Annotated in this window: 5 protein-coding genes; 2 read left to right on the forward strand and 3 right to left on the reverse strand. The window is 71.8% G+C overall.

Going from position 1 to position 5,569, the window contains the following annotated elements:
- Positions 1–800: AfsR/SARP family transcriptional regulator (locus IMZ11_RS41660; protein ID WP_228648970.1), on the reverse strand; the 800-nt coding region annotated here is incomplete at its 3' end.
- A gap of 454 nt (positions 801–1,254) precedes the next feature.
- Here IMZ11_RS41660 and IMZ11_RS41665 point away from each other — a divergent pair.
- The gene (locus IMZ11_RS41665; RefSeq protein ID WP_228648964.1) at positions 1,255–2,364 is read left to right on the forward strand and encodes an MBL fold metallo-hydrolase; all 1,110 of its coding nucleotides are present in this window, start codon (positions 1,255–1,257) and stop codon (positions 2,362–2,364) included.
- Between the two features lie 66 nt (positions 2,365–2,430).
- On the opposite strand, the gene IMZ11_RS41670 is transcribed toward IMZ11_RS41665, so the two are convergent.
- The gene (locus IMZ11_RS41670) at positions 2,431–2,607 is read right to left on the reverse strand and encodes a hypothetical protein (protein WP_228648967.1); all 177 of its coding nucleotides are present in this window, start codon (positions 2,605–2,607) and stop codon (positions 2,431–2,433) included.
- Between the two features lie 19 nt (positions 2,608–2,626).
- On the opposite strand from IMZ11_RS41670, the gene IMZ11_RS41675 reads away from it, so the two are divergent.
- The gene (locus IMZ11_RS41675) at positions 2,627–2,881 is read left to right on the forward strand and encodes a helix-turn-helix domain-containing protein (protein WP_061255717.1); all 255 of its coding nucleotides are present in this window, start codon (positions 2,627–2,629) and stop codon (positions 2,879–2,881) included.
- Between the two features lie 233 nt (positions 2,882–3,114).
- On the opposite strand, the gene IMZ11_RS41680 is transcribed toward IMZ11_RS41675, so the two are convergent.
- Entirely contained in the window at positions 3,115–5,472 is a 2,358-nt protein-coding gene (locus tag IMZ11_RS41680; protein WP_228648969.1) for a Tex family protein, read from the reverse strand.
- Positions 5,473–5,569: the final 97 nt, after the last annotated feature.

The raw sequence follows: 5,569 nt of genomic DNA on the forward strand, positions 1-5,569 counted from the left end.
GTGGAGGAGGCGGGGGCGGCCGTGCCCGGCTGGTCCCCGTTGGGCTGGGCCCCCGGCCACGACGCGGGCCCGTTCAGCTCCGGGTCCTGTTTCAGGATCGCGGTCTCCATGGCGCGCAGCCCCGGTCCCGGGTCGACGCCCAGCTCCTCAAGCAGATGGTCGCGGGCCGAGCGCAGCGCCGCCAGCGCGTCACCCTGCCGCCCACTCCGGTAGAGGGCGAGCGCGAGGAGCTCCCAGGCGCGCTCGGCCAGGGGGTGCTCGCGGACCAGCGCCTCGAGATCGCTGAGGGCCGAGGCGTCCGCGCCCATGGCGAGCCGGGCCGCCGCGTGGTCCTGGCGGGCGTCGAGCCTGGTGCTCTCCAGGCGGGCGATCTCGGCCGCCGCCACCTCGCTGTTCCGCAGGTCGGCGTAGGCGGGGCCGCGCCACAGGGAGAGCGCGGCCGACAGGTGCTCCGCCGCGTCGATGGGATCGTCGTTCAGCAGGCGGGCGCCGCGTTCGGCGAGCGCGGTGAACCGCTCCGCGTCCACCGACTCGGGCCGTACACGAAGCACGTAACCGGGACCCTGCCGGTCCACGAACCCGTGCGCCGCGCGGGGCGGCCGATCCGGCTCGATCGTGCGGCGCAGCTTGGTGACGTAGGAGTGAAGGGTGCCCACCGCGGATCCGGGAGAGCGCCCGTCCCAGATCGCCTCGACGATCCGGTCGACGGTGACGACCCTCCCCTGCGCGATGAGCAAAGTCGCGAGCAGCGCCTTGACCCGTGTCCCCCCGAGATCGAGTTCCGAGCCCGCTCGCGTCACCGTCAACGGGCCGAGAACGGAAAAGTAAAGCCCAGCCCCCGTAGCGTCCAAGATGACCTGCCCCTTCGGCCATGACCCTGCAATGTGCGCAAGGATATTGCGCATTTATACCGCGAACCGGAATCCCCGCGAGGAACGTTACTGCAGTACGGAACATGCCATACGCGGGGCTTCTCCGGCCTTTCGCCCGCTGCCTGCGGCTTCCATCGTGTCGCTGTCTTATCGAGCTTTCGGATTGTTGTGGAGGCTCCCGATTTCACCGGATCATCTGCGTGTTGCCGTCCGCAGTGCTGTCCGGTATGGCATATGTCGATGTGTCGGGTTTCGCATCCCCGGGTGCCGCGTGATCAATGAGGCGCCCGCGTCCCCGCTCCTGTCGCGCGCGCCTTGGCTACCCTGATCAAGGGGCGGGCGGCCACAGCGGGGCCGCGGCAGGGCGACGGGAGAGGTGCGGATGGCGGGAAACCGGGCGTTGCGTGTGGGGGCGGTCCTGGCCGGGGCGGCGGCCCTCGCCGCCGCGGGATGGGCGCTGAGAGAGGTTCCGGCGGAGCTCGGCGCCAGACCCAGGGGCGCGCGGGCCGCGCGCGTGCGCCGTTCACCGCAGTTCAAGGGTTCGGCCTTCGCCAACTCGATGCCCAGCGTGGTCGCCACGCCGGCGGACAGCCGCCAGCTCGTTCGCGACATGCTCATGAGCGGGCGGCGGCGCAAGCCGGCCGGGCCGGTCCCCGTGCTGGTCCCGACCGCCGCCGCCGAGTCCGACCTTGACATCGTCTGGTACGGTCACGCGACCACCTTGGTGGAGATCGAGGGCCGCCGCGTGCTGTTCGACCCGGTGTGGAGCGATCGTTGCTCGCCGACGCCGCTGCTGGGGCCGAAGCGGCTGCACCCGCTCCCCGTGCCGGCCGAGGAGCTGCCGCCGCTGGACGCGATCGTGATCTCCCACGATCACTACGACCATCTCGACATGGCGACCGTCCGCACGCTGACGAGGACGCAGGTGGCCCCGTTCCTCGTACCGCTGGGGGTGGGCGCGCACCTCGACCGCTGGGGCGTTCCCTCGAACAGGATCGTCGAACTCGACTGGAACGAGACCTTCACGATCGCCGGGCTGCGCGTCACGGTCACCGAGGCCCGCCACTTCTCCGGTCGCGGGCTCTCCCGCAACCCGACCCTCTGGGGCTCCTGGGTGCTCGCCGGCGAGCGCCGGAAGGTCTTCTACACCGGCGACAGCGGATACTTCGACGGCTACGCGGCGATCGGTGCGGCGTACGGGCCGTTCGACGTGACGCTGATGCAGATCGGCGCGTACAGCCCGAGCTGGCCCGACATCCACATGACCCCGGAGGAGGCCGTCGAGGCCCACGTCGCTCTGGGCGGGGAACTGCTCGTGCCGGTGCACTGGGCGACCTTCGTCCTCGCCTTCCATTCCTGGGCGGAGCCCGTCGACCGGCTGTGGCGCGAGGCGAAGGCCCGTGACCTGCGGCTCGCCGTACCACGCCCGGGGGAGCGGATCAGTGCGGACCGGCCGCCCGCCGTCGACGGCTGGTGGCAGGGCGTCGCCTGACCGCGCGGGTTCCCGTCACCGGGCTCCCTTCACCGGGCTCCCTTCACCGGGTTCCCTTCACGGCGGTCAGGGCAGGGCGAGCACCCGAGGGTCGTCGTCCGTGACCGCCACGACGTGCTCGGTGTGCTCGACGTGCACGGCGCGGCCGCCCGCTTCGCGCGTCGCCGCCAGGTCTCCGTCGGTCGTGATTTCAACCAGGCGACTCTCCCGGTTGGCCAATAGGTATGCCGGTATTGTTATCACGGTTGCTAGGATCGCGCCCATGGTGCGACCCCCGCTGACCGAGCTGGATCACGAACGAGGCAACCGCCTGGGTAATCTGCTGCGGCAGGCCAGAGGCGAGCGGAGCATGGTGGAGGTCGCCGCCGCGGCCGGCCTGTCCGCGGAGACCCTGCGCAAGATCGAGACGGGGCGCGTGCCGACACCGGCCTTCTTCACCATCGCCGCGCTCGCCGCCGTTCTGAACGTCTCCCTGGACGTGCTCGCCGAGGTCTGCGCCCAGGACCGCGCCGCGTGACCTGCCTGCCCTGACCGGCTGAGGCGTGGCCCGGGCGGCCCCGTGCGGTTACGACGGCATTCGCCCACGCGGCCCGGCACCTGAACCTCGGCCGGGCCGCGTGGGACGGCTCCTGCTGCTTCCCTTCCTCGGCTGGTTCGCCCAGCTGTGCGCGGACGCGCCGGGAGCCGGCCCGCGATCGGTCCGGTGGCCGGAGGGATCCGCCGGCCACCGGAGTGAGAACGCGCCCGAGGTCAGCGGTCGGTGAGACCGGCGCGGCGCAGCGCCTCGGCCATGGAGCCGCCGGGAGCGTTGCCACCGGCGCCCCGGCCCGAGGAGCCGCCGGAGGAACCGCGGTTCGACCGGCCGCGATCCTTCTGGGACCGGCCGCCCTGCTCCTTGGGAGCACCGTCCCGCTGGCCGCCACGCGCGCCACCCTGATGCTGCTCGCCGCGGGCGGGGGTCTCGTCGTCAAGCCGGAGGGTGAGCCCGATGCGCTTGCGCGGGATGTCGACGTCGAGGACCTTCACCCGGACGATGTCACCCGGCTTCACCACGTCGCGCGGGTCCTTCACGAAGCTGGTCGACATGGCGGAGACGTGCACCAGCCCGTCCTGGTGGACGCCGATGTCGACGAACGCGCCGAACGCGGCGACGTTGGTGACCACGCCCTCGAGCAGCATGCCCGGTGTGAGGTCGGAGATCTTCTCGACGCCCTCCTTGAAGGTGGCCGTCTTGAAGGCGGGCCGCGGGTCGCGGCCGGGCTTCTCCAGCTCCTTGAGGATGTCGGTGACGGTCGGCAGGCCGAAGGTGTCGTCCACGAACCGCGCGGGCTCGATGGCCCGCAACGCCGCCGTGTTGCCGATTAGGGTCGTGATGTCGCTCCTGGTGGTGTCCAGGATGCGCCGGACGACAGGGTAGGCCTCGGGGTGCACGCTGGAGGCGTCGAGCGGGTCGTCGCCGCCGGGGATGCGGAGGAAGCCCGCGCACTGCTCGAACGCCTTCGGACCGAGGCGGGCCACGTCCTTGAGCGCGCGGCGGGACCGGAACGGACCGTTGGCGTCGCGGTGCGCCACGATGTTCTCCGCCAGGCCGGAGCCGATGCCGGAGACACGGGTCAGCAGCGGGGCCGAGGCGGTGTTGACGTCGACGCCGACGGCGTTCACGCAGTCTTCCACCACGGCGTCGAGCGAGCGGGACAGCTTGAGCTCGGACAGGTCGTGCTGGTACTGGCCGACTCCGATCGACTTGGGGTCGATCTTGACGAGCTCGGCCAGCGGGTCCTGCAGGCGGCGCGCGATGGAGACGGCGCCGCGCAGCGACACGTCCAGGCCCGGCAGCTCCTGCGAGGCGTACGCCGACGCGGAGTACACCGACGCCCCGGCCTCGGAGACCACGATCTTGGTCAGTCCGGGCATCAGCTTGACCAGCTCGCCGGCGAGCTTGTCGGTCTCCCGCGAGGCGGTGCCGTTCCCGATGGCGATCAGCTCGACGCCGTGCTGCTGGACGAGCCGCCCGAGGACGGCGAGCGACTGGTCCCACTGCCGCTTCGGCTCGTGCGGATAGATCGTCTCGGTGGCGACCACCTTGCCGGTCGCGTCGACCACCGCCACCTTCACGCCGGTGCGCAGGCCGGGGTCGAGGCCCATGGTCGTCCGGGTGCCGGCCGGCGCCGCGAGCAGCAGGTCGCGCAGGTTGGCGGCGAACACGCGGACCGCCTCCTCCTCGGCCGCCTGCCACAGGCGGGTGCGCAGGTCGATGCCGAGGTGGACGAGGACGCGGGTGCGCCACGCCCACCGGACGGTGTCGGACAGCCAGCGGTCGGCCGGCCGCCCCTGGTCGCGGACGCCGAAGCGCTGGGCGATGCGCAGCTCGTACCCGTTGGGCTCCTCGGCCTCGGGGTCGAGCGTAAGGGCCAGGACCTCCTCCTTCTCGCCACGGAACATGGCGAGGATGCGGTGGGAGGGGAGCTTGGTGAAAGGCTCGGAGAAGTCGAAGTAGTCGGCGAACTTGGCGCCGGCCTCCTCCTTGCCCTCGCGCACGGCGGCGGCCACCCGGCCCCGCGACCACATGCGCTCGCGCAGCTCGCCGATGAGGTCGGCGTCCTCGGCGAACCGCTCGACCAGGATCGCCCTGGCGCCTTCGAGCGCGGCGGCCGCGTCGGCCACCGCCTCGCCGACGAAGGTCTCGGCGGTGGCCTGCGGGTCGAGGGTGGGGTCGCCCAGCAGCTTGTCGGCCAGCGGCTCCAGCCCGGCCTCCCTGGCGATCTGCGCCTTGGTGCGCCGCTTGGGCTTGTAGGGAAGGTAGATGTCCTCGAGCCGTGACTTGGAGTCGGCGGCCATGATCTGCGCCTCAAGGGCGTCGTCGAGCTTGCCCTGGGAGCGGATCGACTCCAGGATCGCCGCGCGGCGCTCCTCCATCTCGCGCAGGTAGCGCAACCGCTCCTCGAGCGTGCGCAGCTGCGCGTCGTCGAGCATGCCGGTTACTTCCTTGCGGTAGCGGGCGATGAACGGCACGGTCGCGCCGCCGTCGAGCAGGTCGACGGCCGCGGTCACCTGGGCCTCACGCACGCCGAGCTCGTCGGCGATCCGCTGCTGAATAGAGGTCGTCACGGTCGCCTATTCTGCCCGACGCCTCCGACAATCCGCGTCGTACGTCCAGGCCGGGCCATACGCGGGCCGTACGCGGGGCGAGGGAATGGGGCGGGAA

The organism is Microtetraspora sp. AC03309 (assembly GCF_020826795.1).
Lineage (GTDB): Bacteria > Actinomycetota > Actinomycetes > Streptosporangiales > Streptosporangiaceae > Microtetraspora > Microtetraspora glauca.

Coding starts and splice junctions, on each gene's coding strand:
- IMZ11_RS41665 (WP_228648964.1), top strand. CDS start 1,255: ATGGCGGGAAACCGGGCGTTGCGTGTGGGGGCGGTCCTGGCCGGGGCG.
- IMZ11_RS41675 (WP_061255717.1), top strand. CDS start 2,627: ATGGTGCGACCCCCGCTGACCGAGCTGGATCACGAACGAGGCAACCGC.